Genomic DNA, 17744 nt, shown 5'->3' on the forward strand with positions numbered 1-17744 from the left:
ACGACGAGATGCTGCACGTCTCACTCTTGGGAGAGCAGGCAATCACCGACGAGGCGACCGGCGTCGTTCTGACCAGGTCGCCTCGTACGGTAGCGCTCGTCGGCTTCCTGGTCACCCACGCCGGACTGCCCCAGACCCGGCAGCGCATCGCGAACCTGTTCTGGCCCGACTCGACGGACGCCCAAGCGCTGACCAACCTGCGCCGCGAACTGCACCACCTGCGGCACGCGTTGGGAGACGGGACTGCCCTCGTCGTGACCTCCAAGGATCTGTGCTGGCGTGACACCGAGACGAGCCGTGTCGACGTACGTACTTTCGACATCGAGCGCAAGGCCGCCCTGGCGGCAGCGGAGGCCGAGGACGGTGACGGGGTTCTCGTACACGCCACCACGGCCATCGCCCAGTACCGGGGCGAACTCCTGCCCGGCATGTACGACGACTGGCTGCTCGACGCCAGGTCGGAGCTCGAACGCCAGTGCGTGGACCTGTGCGATCTGGTCTGCGCGACGCGAGCTCGAAGGGGCGACCTGACCGGGGCGATGGACGCCGCTCGGCGCAGGATCCAGCTGAGACCGCTGGAGGAGGCCGGCTACCGCACCCTGATGAAGCTGCAGGCCGGCCTTGGCGACCGAGCCAGTGCGGTGAGCACCTACCACCACTGCGCGTCCCTCCTGGAGCGTGAGCTCGGCGTCGGTCCGGACCAGGCGACGCGGAAAGTGGTCCGGCGTCTGCTCGCTCACCAGCACCCTGCGGCGGCGCACCGGCCGGGGATCGAGCCTGCCTCCGGTCGTTCCGGGTTCGCCGAGGCAGCGCTTATCGGCCGATCTCGAGAGCTCGGGGTGCTCCACGACCTGTGGCGGACCGCCGCGGCCGGCCGCCCGAGCCTGGTGCTGGTCCGCGGCGGCGCCGGCGTCGGAAAGAGCAGGCTCCTGATCGAGGTCGCCGAGGTGGCACGGTTGCAGGGCGCGGTGGTGGCGAGCACCCAGTGCTTCGGCACCTTGGGGCGGCTGGCTCTGGCGCCGGTGGCGGACTGGCTGCGAAACCCGGCGGTCCAGGCGGCGGCGGCGACGCTCGATCCGGTCTGGCGCGCCGAAGTCGACAGGTTGGTGCCGTCCGGCAAGGGGCGAGGAGAACCCGGAGCCGGCTCACGGGCCATGATCGACGCCTGGCAGCGCCACCGCTTCTTCGAGGGACTGGCGCGAGCGCTGATCGGCGTCGGCCGTCCGATGCTGCTGGTCTTGGACAACATGCAGTGGTGCGATCAGGAAACACTGGCATTCCTCACGTTCTGCCTCGGGCTGGCCACCGGCGCTCCGGTCATGGTGGCCGGGACACTGCGCGACGAGAACCCCGATGGAGGGGGCGAACTCGCGGAATGGACCGTCAGAATGCGAGCCACGGGCCTGCTCACGGAGCTCTCCGTGAGCCCGTTGGACGTCTCCGACACCGCACGTCTCGCCGAGGAGATTTCCGGGCGGCCCTTTCTCGAGGACGACAGGAACCTGCTGCAGGCGACGACGGGAGGTTTCCCGTTGTACGTCGTTGAGGCACTGCGCGCCACTGTCGATCTCGGCAACTCTCCGCTGCCGGTCGGCGATCTCGCGGCCGTCCTGCGTAACCGTCTCGCGCAGGCGACCTCGGCAGCCCGGGAGGTGGCCGGCCTCGCGGCGGCGGTAGGGAGGAATTTCACGCTCGATCTGCTCACCGAGGCGAGTGACCTGGAAGCCGACACCGTAGTGCAGGCTGTCGACGAGCTGTGGCGGCACAGGATCATCCATGAGTTCCGAGACGGCTACGAGTTCTCCCACGACCTGCTGCGCGAAACGGCGTACACGCAGGTCAGCCCGCCGAAGCGGTGGCTGCTGCACCGGCGTCTCGCCCAAGGTCTCGAGCTGCTCCACGCCGACGACACGGACATGGTCTCGGCTCAGCTCGCGGAGCAGTACGCCCTCGGCGGGCGGCCGGAGCGAGCGGTGGCCTACTACCGGCGTGCGGCCGACGTCGCGTCGGGAACGTTCGCCCATGCCGAGGCGATTCGCCTGCACAAGGAGGCGCTGTCGATCGTCCGCAAGCGGCCTGCCGGGAGGGACTTCTCTCAGCAGGAGCTCGCAATCCTCGAAGCGATGGCGGCACCGCTCAACGCCCAGTACGGCTACGCGTCTCCCGAGCTGCAGCACGCACTCGAGCGCGCGATCGACCTCGCGGAAACACTCGGCCGCAAGGACTCGATGCTCTCCGGCCTCGTGGGGCTTTGGGCGTCACGGTTCGTCCAAGGAAACCCCGCCGATGCCCATAAGGCGGCTTCCCGGGTGCTGACCTTGGTCGACCCTGACTCAGAGCTGTGCGGTTCGGCTCATTTCGCCTTCGGTGGGTCGTCGATCAGCCTCGGGAGACCGGCGGAGGCACTGCGCCACTTCGAGCTCGCGGCCAAGCTGACCGGAGGCGCCCATTTGTGGACCGTCGGCACCCGGCCCGACGTGCACGGCAGCGCCTGGGCAGCGCACGCGCACTGGCTTCTCGGCCACGACGACGCCGCCCTGTCGAGCTGCCGCGCCGCGATCAAGCTGGCCAGGGCGGTCGACCACCCGTACAGCCTGGCCGTCGCGCTGGCCTACGCGGGTATCACCTACCAGATGCGCCATGACCTGTCCGAGCTGCGGGACACCGTCGGCGAGCTGCGCGAGCTGTGCGATCGGTACGACTTCGCCTACTACCGCGAGTGGGGTCTCGTCCTCGGCGGCTGGTCCCGCGCCGACGACCAGGGGATCGACCTCGCCCGGCGCGGTATCGACAACCTCAAGGCGGAAGGCTCGTTCGCCCGGATGCCCTATTGGCTGTCGCTGCTCGCCGAGCTGTCGGCACGAAACAACCGGCCCGGCGCCGCACGCGCGACCCTCGACGCCGCTCTCGTCGCCGGGCAGGCCCGCGACGACCTGTGGTGGCTGCCCGAGGTGATGCGGATGCGCGCCGCGTACGACGATCAGGAGGCCGCTGTTTCGCGACTGCGCTCAGCCGCCCAGCTGGCTTTCGCCCACGGCAGTGCGGCGCTGCTCCGGCGCTGCGAACGTGATCTCGCCGAGCTGGCACCGGCACTTTAGGGGCCGGTTCCCCGGTGCCGGGCGTTCTCCCGATCCCTGACCGGAGCGTGCGTACGAACGCTGAGCGAACGCCGGGTTCCTACCTTTGGTGGTGCGCGTGCTCGAAGGCCGGGCTCCGCGGGAGAAGGGGAACCGCATGACCACCACACCGACCACCTCAGCCGGCGTCGCCACCACGCCCTACGAAGACCTCGCCGCGGCACTTCGCGGTGAGCTGATCACCCCGGTGGATACCGGGTACGACGAGGCGCGCGCCGTTTACAACGCCATGATCGACAAGCGGCCCGCGGCCATCGCCCGTTGCCGGGACGCCGCCGACGTCGTGGTCTGTGTCCGGTTCGCCCGTGCGCACGGCATCGAGATCGCCGTGCGCGGTGGTGGTCACAACGCCGGCGGCCTCGGGGTATGGGACGACGCACTGGTCATCGACCTTTCGTTGCTGCGCAGCACCACGGTCGACCCCACGAACCACACCGTCCGCGCCGACGCGGGATGCACCTGGGGCGACGTCGACCACGCGACCGTCGGGTTCGGCATGGCGACTCCCTCCGGGATCGTCTCGACCACCGGCGTTGGCGGCCTGGCGCTCGGTGGTGGCATCGGCTACCTCTCGCGGCGCTTCGGTCTCACCGCCGACAATCTTCTCGCCGCCGATGTGGTGCTCGCCGACGGCAGGTTCGTGACGGCCAGCGAAAGTTCCCACAGCGATCTGTTCTGGGCCTTGCGCGGCGGCGGCGGGAACTTCGGCGTCGTCACGTCGTTCACCTTCCGCAGCCACGACATCGGTGAAGGCGGCACGATCATCGGTGGTCCCGTGCTGTACGACCTCGCGGACACCGCCGAGGTGATGCGCTGGTACCGCGAGTTGCTGCCGTCGCTGCCGGAGGAGCTGAGCGGCTGGTTCGGGCTGATCACCATCCCGTCCGGGCCACCGTTCCCCGAAGAGCTCTGGGGCCGGAAGGCGTGCGGCATCGTCTGGTGCTACACCGGATCGCACGCCCGCGCCGACGAGGTGCTCGAGCCGATCAAGGCCTACGGCTCGCCGTTGCTGGTCGGCCTGCAGGAGATGCCGTTCAACATCCTGCAGAGCGCTTTCGACGGCCTCTACCCGGCCGGGCTGCAATGGTACTGGCGGGCGGACTTCTTCCACGAGATCGCGGACGCCGCGATCGACGTCCACCGCCAGTACGGCGAGCGGCTGCCGACCGGCCTCTCCTCCATGCACCTCTATCCCATCGACGGTGCCACGAGCCGCGTGCCCGGCGACGCGACCGCCTTCGCCTACCGGGACGGCGGCTGGGCAGGGGTCATCGTGGGGGTCGACCCGGATCCGGCCAACGCCGGTGCCATCTCGCGGTGGGCCAAGGACTACTGGCAGGAGCTGCATCCGACCTCGGCCGGCGGCGCCTACATCAACTTCATGATGGATGAGGGGCAGGACCGGGTCAAGGCGTCCTACCGAGGCAACTACGAACGGCTCGCTCAGGTCAAGGACCGCTACGACCCGGGCAACATTTTCCACATCAACCAGAACATCCGGCCCGCGAACGGGAGTGATCAGTAGGCGCGCGGTCTCGGTTCGGTTAACGGGAGCGGACGTCCGCGCGTCGTGATCAGCCCGGTACACCTCCCCGGCAGCGGCGATGGCACTATCTCCCCACCCGCCGCACCGAGGAGGACCATGTCCGCGCTTCCCGCCGGAACGAGAATCACCTATTCCTTCGGCTCGTTCGTCACCGGAGCGTTCGGCACGGTCCCCGGTCTTCTGCTACTGCCCTACCTGACCGACACGATGGCCGTACCCGCGGCCGCCGCCGGGCTGATCGTGCTCGTCCCGAAGGCGTGGGACGTCATCTTCAACCCGATCGCCGGCCGGCTTTCCGACGCCAGCCTGGCGAAGCGGGGGAGCAGGCTCAGGTTCCTGCTGCTCGGCGGGATCGCCATCGCGGTCATGTTCGCCGCGCTGTTCGCCCATCCCGGATTCGGCGTCGTCGGACTCGACGCCGCCTATGTGGTGGTGACGTTCTTCTTGTGCGCTACGGCGTACGCGTTCTTCCAGGTGCCGTTCAACGCCTTGCCCGCCGAGCTCACCGACTCACCGGACGAGCGCACGAAGCTGACCAGCTGGCGGATCGGGTTCCTGGCGCTCGCGATCCTCATCGGCGGTGGCGGCGCCCCGGCGATCACCAACGCGATCGGCGGGGTCAGCGGGTACCGCGTGATGGGGATCGTGATCGGCCTGCTGATCCTCGGCGGGACACTGGTCGTCTTCTTCGGACTGCGCGGCGCGCCCGTCGGCGCGTTGCGGCCCAACGCGGTCGGCGTGCGCGAGCTGTTCACGACCATGCGCGGGTGGAAGCCGTTCCGCTGGTTGCTCGGCGTGTACTTCGTGCAGGCGCTCGGTGTCGGCACCGTGCTGGCCGGGATCAGCTATCTCGCGCGCTACATCCTCGGTGACGCCGACTACCAGACCATCCTGTTCGCCGCCTTCGTCGGTCCCGCGCTGGTGATGATGCCGATCTGGCCGATCGTCGGACGGCGCTGGGGCAAGCTGGCCGGGTTCCGTGCCGCGAGCCTGGCCTTCGGTGTCGCGTTGTTCGGCATGCTCGGCTCACAGGTCTTCCCGCTGCCGGTCTCGTTCGCGTTCGTGGCGCTCGCGGGGGTCGGCTACGCCGGTATTTCGGTGTTCCCGCTGGCGATCCTGCCCGACCTCATCAGCGCGGAGGAAGAGCGCACCGGCGAGACACGCGCCGGAGTCACCGCGGGTGTCTGGACCGCGGGGGAGACCCTCGGGCTCGCGCTCGGCCCCGGCCTGTTCGGCATCGTGCTGTCGATCGGCGGCTACGTCTCCAGCGCGGACCCCGACGTGGCGCTGCCGCAGCCCGGAAGCGCGGTCACCGCGATCCTGATCGGCTGTACGGTCATCCCCGCGGTGCTGATCCTGCTCGGCATCCCGTTGCTGCGTAAGTCGGTGCTGGAGGTCAAGGTATGACGTCGGCGGAGGACATCCTCGCCGAGCTGCGTTCACTACGGGCCGCCGATCTGCCGACCCACGGCGGCCGCACCCTGGCGTATGTCTACGACAGCGGGCTCGCCGGTGTCGACGAGCTCGCCGCGTCCGCCCACGCGCTCGCGTCGTCGGCGAACGGCCTTGACCCGACGGCGTTCCCGAGTCTGCTGCGGATGGAGAACGACCTCGTCGCGGCCGCCGCGGACTTGCTCGGCGGGTCGGCGCAGACCGTCGGTTCGGTGACTTCCGGCGGCACCGAGTCGTGCATGCTGTCCGTGCTCGCCGCCCGTGACGCGCGGCCGGAGATCACCTCGCCGAACGTCGTGTTGCCGGCGACAGTCCACGCTGCGTTCCACAAGGCGGCCCATTTCTTCGGTGTGCGACCGATTTCGGTACCGGTGGACCCTGCGACGTTCCGCGCGGACCCGGCCGCGATGGCCGCCGCGATCGACGAGTCCACTGTGCTCGTCGTGGCGAGCGCGCCTTCGTACGCGCATGGCGTCGTCGACCCGATTCCCGAGATCGCGGCCGCCGCGGCCGCGCGCGGGGTCCGGATGCATGTCGACGCCTGTATCGGCGGCTGGGTGCTGCCGTACTTCGCCAAGCTCGGGGCCGACGTACCGCCGTTCGACTTCGGCGTCGAGGGCGTGACGAGCGTGTCCGTCGATCTGCACAAGTACGCCTACTGCCCGAAAGGCGTGTCGGTCCTGCTGCACGCGAGCGCGGAACTCCGCCGCTCGCAGTATTTCGCCAGCGCGGACTGGCCCGGCTACACGATGCTCAACACGACGTTGCAGAGCACGCGTTCCGGTGGCCCGCTCGCCGCCGGGTGGGCGGTGCTCAAGCACATCGGTGAGGACGGCTACCTCAAGCTCGCGAGCGATACCCGGGACGCGGTAAGGGAAATCCGCGTGGGCATCGAGGCGATCGACGGGCTGCGGATCCTCGGCGACCCCGATTCGACCCTGCTCGCGATGACGTCCACCGGTGACTTCGACCTGTTCACCGTCGCCGACGAAATGCGTGAGCGCGGCTGGTACACCCAGCCGCAGTTCGCGCACCAGTCCTCGCCGATGAACCTGCACCTGACGATCACGGCCGCGAACCGGGGCAACGAAAAGGAATTCCTGGCCGACCTGACCGCGTCCGTCGACGTCGCGCGTGCCGCCGGTCCGGTCGTCGTCGACCCGGAGGTGGCCGCGTTCGTCGCCGCGCTGAACCCCGGCGAACTCACCGGCGAGCAGTTCGCCGGACTGCTCGCCGCGGCAGGGATGGGCGGGGACACCGGCCTTCCGACGCGGATGGCCGAGATCAACGCCCTGCTCGCCGAAGCGCCCGCCCCGCTGCGGGAACGGCTGCTGCTGGAATTCCTCGGCGCGCTCTACACGCGGTAGAAGTCCTTGGGCGCCGGCTCTTCCCGGAGTTCGGCGAGCAGCCCGCGTATCTCTACCATGGCGAGATCGGTGACCTCACGCAGCAGCTGCGGGGTCACCGGCTTGCCGCGGTAGGCCGAGAGGTCGAGCGGCTCGCCGACCAGGAACGTCACCGTCTTGCGCGGGAACGGCCGGAACGTCTTGTGGTAGTGATCGAGGATCTCCCGCGTGCCCCAGCGGGCCATCGGGACCACCGCGACGTCGGTGGCGAGCGCGATCCGGGCGATCCCGGTGCGGCCGCTCATCGGCCAGCCGGCGGGATCCTTGGTGATCGTGCCCTCGGGGTAGATCACCACCGTGCCACCGGCCTCCAGCGCGGCGACGGCCTCGCGCATGCTGTCCCCGGCCTTCGCCGTCCCGCGGTAGACCGGGACCTGGCCGATCCCGCGCAGCACGGTACCGACGAAGAACACCTTGAACAGCCCGGCCTTCACCAGGAACTGCGGCGTGCGGCGATTGCGCTTGACGAACACCGCGTCCATCGGTCCGTCGAGATGTGAGACGTGGTTGGCCACCAGGAGGATCCCGCCCGACTTCGGCAGGTTGTCGGCTCCGCGGGCCTTGCGGCGGGCCAGCAGGAACGTGGTCGGGTACAGGATCGCGATCCCGACCGCAGTCCAGAAACCCCGTGGTTGGTGCGACACATTTCCCCTTGTCTTCGGCTCCGGCAACGCCGATCACCCTAGCCCGTGCCCGGGTTTACCCGACCGGGTGAGAAGCAGGTGTGACCCGAGTCTGTCGCCGGGCCGGTGGTGCGGTGGGGTCGTGAGTGGCAACAAGTGTTCTAACACTCGTTGCCACTCACGACCCGTGACCAGCGGAAACGTCCAGCAAGCCCCCGTCGCCCACGCCGGGCTAGGCTGGAGCCATGAAGGGTCTCCTTCTGCGGCTCTCCGCCGTCGATGCCGACGCGGAGGCCGCAGTGCGCGTCATTGCCTACTTCGATGAGCTCGTCGCGCACCGGGCGAGCCTGCCGGACCTCGTCCGTGCGGCGGCTTCGCTCGCGGAATGCGTTGCGGGGCTGGAACGCGACGGGGAACAGGCGCTGCGCTACCGGCCTGATGGCGCGAGGGCGCAGGGGGCGGCCTCGGTGTCGGCCGCCGTGGACCTGGGCCGCGATCCGGCGGGCCGGGCGTGGCTGGAGCGCCTGACCGGGCCCGGCCCGCTCGACGACCTCGTGCTGGAGCGGTTCGCGATCGCGACACGGCTCCTCGGTCATCAAGGCCTGGTGACCCCGGCCCCGCATCTGGCCGATCCCGCGCTGGTCGAGCTGGTGCTGGGGGAGCAGGCCTCGGCCGAAGACCGCGCGCGGGCGCTGGTCCTGCTCGGGCTGGACGTGGGCAAACCGCTGCGCGTGGTGGCGGTCGGGACCGAGGACGGCCGCGACCCGGGCGCCGCCGCTGTCGGCCTGGTGGCGCGGGGCGGTAGCACGCCCGGTGCACGCGTGGCCGTGGTCGGTGGTGTCGCGGCGGTGCTGCTGCAGCCGAGGGAGGGCGCCGGCGCGGTGGCCGGGTCCCTGCGGGCCGCGCTGGACGAGCGCGCCAGGGAACGCAGTTCGGCAGGCTCGGTGCGGGTCGGCGTCGGGGACGCGGTCGACGGCCTCGACGCGCGACGGTCCTGGCTGCAGGCCCGGCTGGCCGAACGGTTCGCGGTGCCCGGCGCCGAGGCGGTGGTCGTGCACCGCGACCTCGGCTCCCTCACCCTGCTCGCTGAGGTCCCAGTTGAGCGGTTGCGCGCTCAGGACGACGTACGCGCTCTCGACGCACTGGCGGCCACGCCGACCGGCGCGGCCGACGTGGCGACGCTGGAAGCGTTCTGCCGCACGGGTTCGCTGCGCCAGGCGGCGGTCGCGCTGCATCGGCACCACAGTTCGGTGGCCACCCGGCTGGCCCATGTCGAAGACGCGCTGGGCTGGCGGCTCGACGAGCCGGGCGACCGGTTCCGCGCCCGGCTCGCCCTGCTCGCCCGCCGCCTAGCTGCCCGGTCTTGACGACCGCGACCCCGGGTCGCGTGCCTTCAGTCGAGCTCCACGCCCAGCGCGCGGGCGAGGACGGCCAGCCGCTCGGCGGCCTCCCGTTTGCTCACCGTCGCGTGCTCCACGATGGCGGAACCGTGGAACGTGCCGGGGAACAGGTGCAGCTCGACGGTCACTCCGGCGGCCAGCAGGGCGTGGGCGTAGGCGATGCCCTCGTCGCGCAGCGGGTCGAACTCCATCGCCGAGATGTAGGCGGGCGGCAGATTCGTGAGGTCGGTTGCCCTGGCCGGGGCGGCGTAGACCGGGACGCCTTCGGTGCCGCGGACGCCTTCGCCGAGATAGCAGTCCCAGCTGTACTCCGCCTTCGGGCGATTCCACAGTGGAGTGTCGACGAACGCCCGCATGCTGGGCGTGTCCAGCCGGTCGTCGAGCTCGGGAATGCCGAGGTACTGGAACGCGATCGCCGGGCCGCCGCGGTCGCGGGCCAGCAGCGCGAGCCCGGCGCACAGGCCACCGCCCGCGCTCCCACCGTGGATCACGATACGGGCGGGGTCGACACCCAGTTCGGACGCGTGCTTCGCTGTCCAGACCAGGGCAGCGAAGCAGTCTTCCAGTCCCGCCGGGAACGGTGCCTCGGGCGCGAGCCGGTAGTCCACCGCGACCACGACGACACCGAGTTCGCGGGCGAGGCGGAGGTAGCCAGGGTGGCCCATTTCGAGGTCGCCGGCGATGAACCCGCCGCCGTGCACGTCGAACACCGCGGCGGGCGCGGCGATCCGGTCCGGGACGTAGATCCGCACCCGGACGTCCGGCGCGCCGTCCGGGCCCGGTACGAGTTCTTCGCGCACCGTGATCCCGGTGGTGTCGGGCTCGCCGAGCATCGTCGCGCCCAGTTCGCGTATCTGCCGGCGCGCGGCGGGCAGGTCCGAGAAGTCGGTCTGGGGGAGCATCGAAATGGCGGCGGCGATCTCGGGGTCGAAGGCGTACGTCATCGGATTCCTCCAGGGAGTCGGTGTGCTGGTGCCCATTCTCCGTTGACGGCCGTGGGGTATCACCCGCCACGCGTCGCCCGATCGAGTCCCGTCGCCCGCCAACCGCGCGGCCACGTCGACCTAGTGGATGTGGACGTCCTCCCACGCGGGGAACGGGTCCACGCCGACCGGTTCCGCCGCGCTCAGCAGGCATTCGGTGAGCGCGGTGCGCAACGCCGTCCGGTCGAGTTCGGTACCGATGAACACCAGTTCCTGCGCGGCCCGCCCGGCGACTCCCTGCGGTTCGAACCGCGCGACCGACCCGGCCTGTGACCACAACCCGGTGACGTCCGGCCGTGAGGCGAGTACGAAGAAACCCTTCGACCGCAGCACAGTGCCGAACTCGCCCGAGTCCATCCGGGAACTCACGAAGTCCCAGATCCGCCCGGGGTGGAACGCCTTGTCGGCACGGAAGACGAGACTGGAGATGCCGTACTCCTCGGTCTCCGGCACGTGATCGCCGTTGAGTTCGGCTACCCAGCCCGGCGCTTCCTGCGCGCGTTCGACGTCGTAGCGGCCGGTGCCGAGCAGTTGGTCGAGCGGGACCTGGCTGTGGCTCGAGGTGATCACCTCGGCCGCCGGGTTCAGCCGTCGCAGGACGGCGGTGAGCCGGTCGAGTTCCTTGGCGGACACCAGATCCGCCTTGTTCAGCAGCAGCACGTCCGCGAACTCGATCTGGTCGATCAGCAGGTCGCTGATCGTGCGTTCGTCCGCTTCGTACTGATCGAGCCGCCGCTCGGCGAGTGAGTCGCCCGCCGCGAGCTCGCGCCCGAAGTTCAGCGCGTCGACCACGGTCACCATGGTGTCCAGCCGGGCGGCGTCGAGCAGCGCCACACCGTCTTCGCGGGCGAATGAGAACGTCGCCGCGACCGGCATCGGCTCGGAGATCCCGCTCGACTCGATGAGCAGGTAGTCGAACCGGCCGTCCCGGCACAGCTTGGCGACCTCTTCGAGCAGGTCGTCGCGCAGGGTGCAGCAGATGCACCCGTTGGTCATCTCCACGAGCCGCTCGTCGGTGTGCGTGACGAGCGCGGCGTCGATGTTGACCTCGCTCATGTCGTTGACGATCACCGCGACCCGCAGCCCGTCGCGGTTGGCGAGGATGTGGTTCAGCAGCGTCGTCTTGCCCGCGCCGAGGAAGCCCGACAGGACGGTGACCGGGACGGCCGGAGCGCTCACTTCTCTGACCGCTGACCGTGCTCATCGAAGAAGTGGTTGATGAGCTTCCGGGGAACCCGCATGATCTTGCCGTCGACCTTGATGGGCACCAGGTCCGGCACGGCGGCCTTCCACTGGGAGCGCCGCGATCGGGTGTTGCTGCGCGACATCTTGCGCTTCGGGACCGCCATTACTTCGAGCCTCCCGCGTCGCGCCTGCCGTAGCGACGGTGGAACTTCTCGACCTGGCCCGCGGTGTCGAGCACCCGCTGGTTGCCGGTCCAGAACGGGTGTGACCACGAGCTGACGTCGACCTGCACGAGCGGGTAGGTGTTGCCGTCCTCCCACTCGATGGTGCGCTCCGAGGTGACCGTGGAGCGGGTCAAGAAGGCGTCCCCGGTCGAGGAGTCCTTGAAGACCACCGGGTGGTAATCGGGGTGGATACCGGGTTTCACTGGTTTTCTTCCTTTCCTTTTGACGCGTTCGCGTCATGCTTGCTTGGGTCCACTTCGGTGTCCTCGCACGGTTCTTCGTGCCATTCACCGAAGGGATCCGAATAGGTGAGCCAGACTTCTTTGCCCGCGGCCAGTTCGCCGTCGGTGAGCAGCGCGCCGCGCAGGGCCGCGTCGACCTCTTCCGGCGTCGCCTGATCGGTGACGACGACGATTTCCTGAGCCCGGTCCCCGAAAACCGGGTCCCAGCGCAGCGACGCCATCGTCCGGCGTTCCGGCGAGACGTCCTCCCAGGCCGGGCCGTCGGGCGCGTCGAGCCATGGCCCGGCGTGCCCGATACCGAGGCCACCGCCCGCGGACTCGATCCACAGCGCGACGTCCGGCTGGCTCGCGACCCACGCCCGGCCCCGCGTCCGGACGACTCCGTCGAGGAGCACGTCGATGGCGTCGTGGAGGCGTTCGGGGTGGAACGGGCGCTGCGCGGTGAAGACCAGCACGGCGACCCCGCAGTCGGCCCGCAGCGGCGGCTGGCCGCGCAGCAGCGGGCCGTGCATGTCGGTGACCTCGCCGCGCCGGGCGTCTTCCGGGACGGCGGCGAGCAGGGCGGCGGCGTCCACAGTGGACATCTCCACGCGGGGGAGCGAGGGCGCGACCCGGTCGAGGATCGCGGCGCCCTTCGCGCCGATCCACGCGTCGCCGGGTGTGCCGGTGAGCACGAGCACGTCGGAGAACTCGGCCTGGGAGATCGCGACATGGGCGACCGTGCGATCGTCTTCGGGACTGGCTCGGATACCGCGCTCCGCAAGGGTTTCGTCCCCGGTGGTGTCGGCGAGCCAGGTGGTGCGGTCGAGCACGGCGAACGTGCCCCGCAGGTCGACGTCCTCGCGGACGGGAGTCTCCCCGACGAGAACGTGGTCGATCGCCCAGCTGACCGGTTCGGGCTCCATCGCTTCGTCGAGCCGGAGGACGATCCGGGTCACCTGCGGCATCCGGGCGAGCTTCCGCAGCAGCGGCAAGAGGTCTTCGCGCAGCGTGCACGAAACGCAGCCGTGCGCGAGCTCCAGCACGGTGAGCTGATCACGGCTGCCGAGCTGGACGCGGCGCCGCACGATGCCTTCGGTGATCTGGCGGAGATCGTGGTGCACGACGGCGGTGCCGGGCTCGCCCGCTCGGAGTAGATCGGCGAGTTCGCCGTTCGGTACCGGGGCGAGGCCGCTGATGAGGAAGAGCGGCACGCGCGGCTTGGCGGGCACTGAGTCGGTCACTGAGGCTCCAGGTGTCGCGGACGGGATAGGTGTACAGTAGATGAAAACGACAACCAGTATCAACTTGGGAGGGCGCTTGTCCGCCGTGTGTCAGGTCACCGGGGCCAAACCCGGGTACGGCAAGCAGGTCTCGCACTCGCATCGGCGCACGTCGCGGCGCTGGGAGCCGAACCTGCAGATCCACCGCTACTACGTGCCCAGTGAGGGCCGGTGGGTCCGCCTGCGCCTCTCGGTCAAGGGCATGAAGACGATCGACAAACGCGGTATCGACGCTGTCGTCGCCGAACTGCGGAGCAAGGGAGTGAAGCTGTAGTGGCCAAGAGCAACGACGTCCGGCCGATCATCAAGCTGCGGTCCACCGCCGGGACGGGCTACACCTACGTGACGAAGAAGAACCGGCGTAACGACCCGGATCGCCTGGTGCTGCGCAAGTACGACCCGGTCGCGCGCAAGCACGTCGAGTTCAAGGAAGACCGCTGATGGCGAAGAAGTCGAAGATCGCGAAGAACGAGCAGCGTCGCGTGGTCGTCGCCCGGCACGCCGAGCGGCGCCTGGAGCTCAAGGCCACGGTGGCTTCCCCGAAGTCGTCGGCCGACGAGAAGGCCGCGGCCGTGTCCGCGCTCCAGGCGTTGCCGCGCGACGCCAGCCCGACCCGGCTGCGTAATCGCGACGTCGCTGATGGCCGCCCGCGTGGCTACCTCCGGAAGTTCGGGCTTTCGCGCGTCCGCATGCGGCAGATGGCGCACAACGGCGAACTGCCCGGCGTCCGGAAGTCGAGTTGGTGAGGGATATGGCAAAGCAGCTCCGGGACCGGCCAGGGAAGAAGAAGCGCAACCTGCTCAACGCCGAGGGCGTGACCGAAGTGGACTGGAAGGACGTGAACCTGCTGCGCAAGTTCATCTCCGACCGCGGCAAGATCCGCGCCCGACGCGTTACGGGATTGACCCCGCAGCAACAGAAACAGGTCGCCACCGCGATCAAGAACGCCCGCGAGATGGCTCTTCTGCCGTACGCGAGCAACGGGCGTTAGCCGGAGAGGGCCGTTCCCCGCTCGGACCGCGGGGAACGGCCCTTCCCTGTGACTGCGTCCATGACAAAATGGGGCCATGACCGAGACTCCTGACATCGATCCCGAACTGCTCGAGCTGTGGGCCAAGGTCTTCGCGTTCGCTCGCGCGGGGGAGACGGCGAGCCTCGTCGCGTACGTCGACGCGGGCATTCCGGCGAACCTCACCAACGACAAGGGCGACACCCTCGTCATGCTCGCCGCCTACCACGGCCACGCGGAGACGGTCGCCGAGCTGCTCAAGCGCGGTGCCGAGCCGAACCGGCTCAACGACCGCGGCCAGAGCCCGCTGGCCGGAGCGGTGTTCAAGAGCGAGCCCGCGGTCATCAAAGCGCTGCTCGACGGCGGTGCGGACCCCAAAGCCGGGCAGCCGTCCGCGATCGACACCGCGCGCATGTTCGACAACACCGAAGTGCTGGCCCTGCTCGAGCGCTGAGCGCACCCGGAAGGCATGCTTGTCGCCATGCCTGATGATCCCCACTACCTCTCCGGCCTCGACCTTTCGGGCCGGCGCGTCGTCATGGTCGGTGGCGGTTCCGTCGCCCAGCGCAGGCTCCCGCGCCTGGTCGGCGCGGGCGCGCTGGTCGAGGTCATCTCACCCGAGACCACCCCGTCGGTGAGCGGCATGGCCGACGCCGGCGAGATCGTCTGGCACCAGCGCCGCTACACCGACGGCGACCTCGCCGACGCCTGGTACGCCCTGGCCTGCACCGACGACGCCGAAGTCAACGCCGCCGTGTGCGCCGAAGGGGAGCGGAGCCGGGTCTTCTGCGTCCGGGCCGATTCCGGCGCCGACGGCAGTGCGGTCACCCCCGCTTCGGGACGCCACGGCGGTCTGCTGGTCGGCGTGCTTTCCGGCGGCGAGCCGCTGCGGTCGGCCGCGGTCCGCGACAGCATCCTCGACGGCCTGCGCGCCGGCGCGATCGACGAAGGCCGTGTCCCTCAAACCGGCGAACTTCCCGGCGTGGCGCTGGTCGGCGGCGGCCCCGGCGACCCGGAGCTCATCACCGTCCGCGGCCGCAGGCTGCTGGCCAGGGCCGACGTCGTGGTCGTCGACCGGCTCGGCCCGCGCGAACTGCTGGACGAACTGCGGCCCGACGTCGAGATCGTCGACGCCGCCAAGATCCCCTACGGCCGCGCCGCGAGCCAGGACGTGATCAACAGCACGCTCATCGAGCACGCCAAGGCGGGAAAGTTCGTCGTGCGCCTCAAGGGCGGCGACCCGTACCTGTTCGGGCGGGGGTTCGAAGAAGTCCTCGCGTGCGCCGAAGCCGGGGTGCCGGTGACGATGGTCCCGGGCATCACGAGCGCGTTCGCGGTCCCGGCCATCGCCGACGTCCCGGTGACGCACCGCGGCGTGGCGCACGAGGTCATCGTCGTTTCGGGCCATGTGCCACCAGGGCACGAGAAGTCGTTGACCGATTGGGACGCGCTCGGGCGGCTCAAGGGCACGATCGTGCTGATGATGGGCGTCGAACGGCTGCCGCAGTTCGCCGACGCGCTGCTGGCCGGTGGGCGCCCGTCGGGCACGCCGGTCGCGATCATCGAGGACGGCACGATGCGGACCCAGCGGGTGCTGAAGTCCACCTTGGACGCCGTGGCGGCCGAGGCCAAGGCCGCCGGGGTCCGCCCGCCCGCCATCATCGTCATCGGCCCGGTGGCGGGGCTTGCTCCCTAGGTCTCGTCGTACGAACGGTCCAGGAACTCCGCGATGGCGTCGGTGAGTCGCTTCGGGTCGACGCGGAGCTCCACCGGGCTGCGCGCCTGCAGGAACTCGGCGTTCGGCATGTCGAGCGCGAGCGTGTCCGCGTCACCGAACGGGTGAATCGGATCGCCCTGGTGCCCGATGACGAGAGTCGGCGTGGTGATTTGCCGACGGGTCGACTTGGGCGGCGCGATCCGGCCGAACAGCACGCCGTGCAGCAGGGCCGCCATCGCCGCCGGCTGCTGTTCGAGGGTGTCGGTGACGACGTCGACCCACTGGTTGCCGTGCGGCACCAGCCGCGCCGCGAGCGCGACCGTCTGCACCGAGAGCGGCACGAACCGCGCGGCCAGCAGCAGCGGCGCGAAGGTCAGCAAGCCGGCGACGATCGCGTTGTCCAGCACCGGCATCTCGACGACCATCCCGAGCACCCGCTCCGGGGCCGCCACCGCGACTTCGAGCGAGACGTTGGCGCCCAGCGAGGTGCCGCCGATGACCGCTTTGTCGACTTCGAGATGATCCAGCAGTGCGACGGTCTGCTCGGCGAACGCGGGCATCGAGTAGCGCCACGACTCCGTCGGGCGGTCCGACTCGCCGTGCCCGAGCAGGTCGAGCGTGACGACCCGGTAGCCGCCTCTCGCGAGCTTGCGCGCCAGCGGGGCGTGCATGCGGCGGGTCAGCATGATCCCGTGGGTCAGCACCACAACGTTCGGGCCGCTGCCGAACTCGGTGTAGGCGAACCGGTGATCTTCGAAGGTGAACGATCCGGACAATTCGAACGGGCGTGACGCCTTCGCCGCTTTCCGTCCCGGCTCGCTCGGTGGGAGGTCGTGCAGTGCGGTCGCCGTGCTGGCCGGGCTCATGCTCCCCACCGTCCTTCCGATTCGTGCTACTCCCAGGTAACCATCTCGTGCCCACGTTGGCACGACGTCAACCGGATGAGTCAAGATGACTGTCATGACTGGTGCCTTGCTGGTATACCTATAAATGGTAGGCTAGCACGCATGGCCTCCACCGGTGAAACCCTCGTCGTCGCGCGAGATCTCGTGCGCGTCAGCCGTGACCGCTCCGGCCGCGAGAAATCGCCGGATGACCAGCATGCGGACCACGAGCGCTCGGCCGTGCGGATGGGCTGGGACCTGCGTGGACCCTCGTACCGGGATATCGGCTCGGCGTCCGAATTCGCCACCAAGGCTCGAGTCAACTTCGAGCGGCTGATCGACGACCTCGAGCGCGACAAGTTCGGTGCGTCGGTGCTGATGATGTGGGAGAACTCTCGCGGGTCCCGCCGTGAAAGCGAGTGGCTTCGGCTGATCGAGCTGGCTGTGGAACGCAAGGTCAAGTTTTGGATCGATGTCCGCGGCCGACTTATGGACCCCGCCGACCCGCACGACCGGCGAGACCTCGTGCACGCCGCGGCCGACGCAGCGTTCGAATCGGGGCTGCTCTCCAATCGGATCCTGCGCGGTACGGCGGCGGCTGCACTGGAGGGGTTGCCTCACGGGCGTATCCCGTACGGCTACAAGCGGCGGTATGACGAGCGCACCCGGAAGTT

The 17744-nt window shown here is 69.7% G+C and carries 19 protein-coding genes; 12 read left to right on the plus strand and 7 right to left on the minus strand.

Annotated elements, in window-relative coordinates; genetic code table 11:
• Positions 1–8 precede the first annotated feature (8 nt).
• From VGP60_RS05195 to VGP60_RS05210, 4 genes are all read left to right on the plus strand, one after another.
• Positions 9–3098 (plus strand): ATP-binding protein, encoded by a 3090-nt coding sequence (locus VGP60_RS05195; protein ID WP_327546694.1) that lies wholly within the window; start codon positions 9–11, stop codon positions 3096–3098.
• Between the two features lie 136 nt (positions 3099–3234).
• Entirely contained in the window at positions 3235–4662 is a 1428-nt protein-coding gene (locus tag VGP60_RS05200; protein WP_327546695.1) for an FAD-binding oxidoreductase, read from the plus strand.
• Positions 4663–4779: 117 nt separating this feature from the next.
• Entirely contained in the window at positions 4780–6090 is a 1311-nt protein-coding gene (locus tag VGP60_RS05205) for an MFS transporter (protein ID WP_327546696.1), read from the plus strand.
• The gene (locus VGP60_RS05210; protein WP_327546697.1) at positions 6087–7502 is read left to right on the plus strand and encodes a pyridoxal phosphate-dependent decarboxylase family protein; all 1416 of its coding nucleotides are present in this window, start codon (positions 6087–6089) and stop codon (positions 7500–7502) included. The genes VGP60_RS05205 and VGP60_RS05210 overlap by 4 nt, the downstream gene beginning before the upstream one ends.
• Here VGP60_RS05210 and VGP60_RS05215 read toward each other — a convergent pair.
• Positions 7490–8185: a lysophospholipid acyltransferase family protein gene (locus VGP60_RS05215; RefSeq protein WP_327546698.1), complete on the minus strand. Its 696-nt coding sequence runs from the start codon at positions 8183–8185 to the stop codon at positions 7490–7492. The two genes, VGP60_RS05210 and VGP60_RS05215, sit on opposite strands and share 13 nt — an antisense overlap.
• Before the next feature lie 224 nt (positions 8186–8409).
• On the opposite strand from VGP60_RS05215, the gene VGP60_RS05220 reads away from it, so the two are divergent.
• Entirely contained in the window at positions 8410–9531 is a 1122-nt protein-coding gene (locus VGP60_RS05220; RefSeq protein ID WP_327546699.1) for a PucR family transcriptional regulator, read from the plus strand.
• 26 nt (positions 9532–9557) lie between these two features.
• On the opposite strand, the gene VGP60_RS05225 is transcribed toward VGP60_RS05220, so the two are convergent.
• The 5 genes from VGP60_RS05225 to mrf all read right to left on the minus strand — a co-directional run bounded on the left by VGP60_RS05225 (position 9558) and on the right by mrf (position 13409).
• The gene (locus VGP60_RS05225) at positions 9558–10508 is read right to left on the minus strand and encodes an alpha/beta hydrolase (RefSeq protein ID WP_327546700.1); all 951 of its coding nucleotides are present in this window, start codon (positions 10506–10508) and stop codon (positions 9558–9560) included.
• 120 nt (positions 10509–10628) lie between these two features.
• A complete protein-coding gene (locus VGP60_RS05230; RefSeq protein ID WP_327546701.1) occupies positions 10629–11726 on the minus strand; it encodes a GTP-binding protein in 1098 nt (365 codons plus the stop codon).
• Positions 11723–11896, minus strand: a complete 174-nt coding sequence (gene rpmF, locus VGP60_RS05235) for a 50S ribosomal protein L32 (protein WP_327546702.1) — start codon at positions 11894–11896, stop codon at positions 11723–11725. Before rpmF ends, VGP60_RS05230 begins: the two co-directional genes overlap by 4 nt.
• Entirely contained in the window at positions 11896–12159 is a 264-nt protein-coding gene (locus VGP60_RS05240; RefSeq protein ID WP_327546703.1) for a type B 50S ribosomal protein L31, read from the minus strand. Before VGP60_RS05240 ends, rpmF begins: the two co-directional genes overlap by 1 nt.
• Positions 12156–13409 carry a ribosome hibernation factor-recruiting GTPase MRF gene (gene mrf / locus VGP60_RS05245; RefSeq protein ID WP_414640292.1) on the minus strand — a complete coding sequence of 418 codons (1254 nt, stop codon included), beginning with the start codon at positions 13407–13409 and terminating at the stop codon, positions 12156–12158. The genes VGP60_RS05240 and mrf overlap by 4 nt, the downstream gene beginning before the upstream one ends.
• A gap of 88 nt (positions 13410–13497) precedes the next feature.
• On the opposite strand from mrf, the gene rpmB reads away from it, so the two are divergent.
• The 6 genes from rpmB (at position 13498) to cobA (ending at position 16165) form a co-directional block, all read left to right on the plus strand.
• Positions 13498–13734: a 50S ribosomal protein L28 gene (gene rpmB / locus VGP60_RS05250; RefSeq protein ID WP_327546705.1), complete on the plus strand. Its 237-nt coding sequence runs from the start codon at positions 13498–13500 to the stop codon at positions 13732–13734.
• Positions 13734–13901 (plus strand): 50S ribosomal protein L33, encoded by a 168-nt coding sequence (gene rpmG, locus VGP60_RS05255; protein ID WP_327546706.1) that lies wholly within the window; start codon positions 13734–13736, stop codon positions 13899–13901. The genes rpmB and rpmG overlap by 1 nt, the downstream gene beginning before the upstream one ends.
• On the plus strand, positions 13901–14206 hold the full coding sequence (rpsN, locus tag VGP60_RS05260; protein ID WP_327546707.1) for a 30S ribosomal protein S14: 306 nt from the start codon (positions 13901–13903) through the stop codon (positions 14204–14206). The genes rpmG and rpsN overlap by 1 nt, the downstream gene beginning before the upstream one ends.
• A 5-nt stretch (positions 14207–14211) precedes the next feature.
• Positions 14212–14451 carry a 30S ribosomal protein S18 gene (gene rpsR, locus VGP60_RS05265; RefSeq protein WP_327546708.1) on the plus strand — a complete coding sequence of 80 codons (240 nt, stop codon included), beginning with the start codon at positions 14212–14214 and terminating at the stop codon, positions 14449–14451.
• A 76-nt stretch (positions 14452–14527) separates the two neighbouring features.
• Positions 14528–14923 carry an ankyrin repeat domain-containing protein gene (locus VGP60_RS05270; protein WP_327546709.1) on the plus strand — a complete coding sequence of 132 codons (396 nt, stop codon included), beginning with the start codon at positions 14528–14530 and terminating at the stop codon, positions 14921–14923.
• Positions 14924–14950: 27 nt separating this feature from the next.
• Complete coding sequence (gene cobA / locus VGP60_RS05275) at positions 14951–16165, plus strand: uroporphyrinogen-III C-methyltransferase (protein WP_327546710.1); 1215 nt, start codon at positions 14951–14953, stop codon at positions 16163–16165.
• On the opposite strand, the gene VGP60_RS05280 is transcribed toward cobA, so the two are convergent.
• Complete coding sequence (locus VGP60_RS05280) at positions 16162–17052, minus strand: alpha/beta fold hydrolase (protein WP_327546711.1); 891 nt, start codon at positions 17050–17052, stop codon at positions 16162–16164. The two genes, cobA and VGP60_RS05280, sit on opposite strands and share 4 nt — an antisense overlap.
• Before the next feature lie 141 nt (positions 17053–17193).
• On the opposite strand from VGP60_RS05280, the gene VGP60_RS05285 reads away from it, so the two are divergent.
• Positions 17194–17744, plus strand: a 551-nt coding sequence (locus VGP60_RS05285) for a recombinase family protein (RefSeq protein ID WP_327546712.1), incomplete at its 3' end; no start/stop codon positions are given.

It is taken from the genome of Amycolatopsis sp. (assembly GCF_036008905.1).
GTDB lineage: Bacteria > Actinomycetota > Actinomycetes > Mycobacteriales > Pseudonocardiaceae > Amycolatopsis.

What these genes read in the sequence shown, in the direction of transcription:
- VGP60_RS05195 (WP_327546694.1), top strand. Translation starts at nt 9, where the DNA reads ATGCTGCACGTCTCACTCTTGGGAGAGCAGGCAATCACCGACGAGGCG.
- VGP60_RS05200 (WP_327546695.1), top strand. Translation starts at nt 3,235, where the DNA reads ATGACCACCACACCGACCACCTCAGCCGGCGTCGCCACCACGCCCTAC.
- VGP60_RS05205 (WP_327546696.1), top strand. Translation starts at nt 4,780, where the DNA reads ATGTCCGCGCTTCCCGCCGGAACGAGAATCACCTATTCCTTCGGCTCG.
- VGP60_RS05210 (WP_327546697.1), top strand. Translation starts at nt 6,087, where the DNA reads ATGACGTCGGCGGAGGACATCCTCGCCGAGCTGCGTTCACTACGGGCC.
- VGP60_RS05220 (WP_327546699.1), top strand. Translation starts at nt 8,410, where the DNA reads ATGAAGGGTCTCCTTCTGCGGCTCTCCGCCGTCGATGCCGACGCGGAG.
- VGP60_RS05225 (WP_327546700.1), bottom strand. Translation starts at nt 10,508, where the DNA reads ATGACGTACGCCTTCGACCCCGAGATCGCCGCCGCCATTTCGATGCTC.
- rpmF (WP_327546702.1), bottom strand. Translation starts at nt 11,896, where the DNA reads ATGGCGGTCCCGAAGCGCAAGATGTCGCGCAGCAACACCCGATCGCGG.
- rpsN (WP_327546707.1), top strand. Translation starts at nt 13,901, where the DNA reads ATGGCGAAGAAGTCGAAGATCGCGAAGAACGAGCAGCGTCGCGTGGTC.
- rpsR (WP_327546708.1), top strand. Translation starts at nt 14,212, where the DNA reads ATGGCAAAGCAGCTCCGGGACCGGCCAGGGAAGAAGAAGCGCAACCTG.
- VGP60_RS05270 (WP_327546709.1), top strand. Translation starts at nt 14,528, where the DNA reads ATGACCGAGACTCCTGACATCGATCCCGAACTGCTCGAGCTGTGGGCC.
- cobA (WP_327546710.1), top strand. Translation starts at nt 14,951, where the DNA reads ATGCCTGATGATCCCCACTACCTCTCCGGCCTCGACCTTTCGGGCCGG.
- VGP60_RS05280 (WP_327546711.1), bottom strand. Translation starts at nt 17,052, where the DNA reads ATGAGCCCGGCCAGCACGGCGACCGCACTGCACGACCTCCCACCGAGC.